Here is a 531-nt window from a genome sequence, read left to right as displayed (position 1 = left end):
AAGAAGGCATCCCCACTTTCAAAAGGGCGTTGAATGTTTGCAGAGTTATAGCAGAGTTAATCGCGTCAACAACATTCCAAGGTGGTAATTTAGTTAATCTCCGATGTATTTGATTGGGTAAACTCCAAACTACCCATACTCCGTAAATTACAAGAAATGCAGTAACAAATGGGCTTATCTCGTATACAGTTTTTGTAAACTCTCTTGCAAAACTCATCATTGGAGTTGGTTTTATATTTAGTCCTTTGAACAACACTGCATAGATGTATAAATGAGCAAGGCTACAAATAAGCATGATTAAACCAACACCTATGATAGGACCGACTATCCCTAAAAAACCAGCCCCCCTCATCTGTTGTTTACGCTGCAGCTGACTGACACAAATACGTATTACCTTATAGGCAGCTGTTTTTTTCTCAATTGCGTAGGCAACACCAATCGTAGTTTTATCAAAGAATGGAGCGAGCATATAAGAGATAACTGGTTTGTACCTATACCGGTCAGCCAGGTATTTCACAAATTTTGTTTCTG

At 38.6% G+C, this 531-nt stretch carries 1 protein-coding gene; it reads right to left on the bottom strand.

The annotated features are described in order from the left end of the window. Positions 1-531: hypothetical protein (locus tag R7Q48_RS30660; protein ID WP_318134190.1), on the bottom strand; the 531-nt coding region annotated here is incomplete at both ends.

It is taken from the genome of Vibrio sp. 378 (assembly GCF_033339435.1).
The sequence above is the reverse complement of the archived record's forward strand: the minus strand, read 5'-3'. Positions and strand labels throughout refer to the sequence as shown.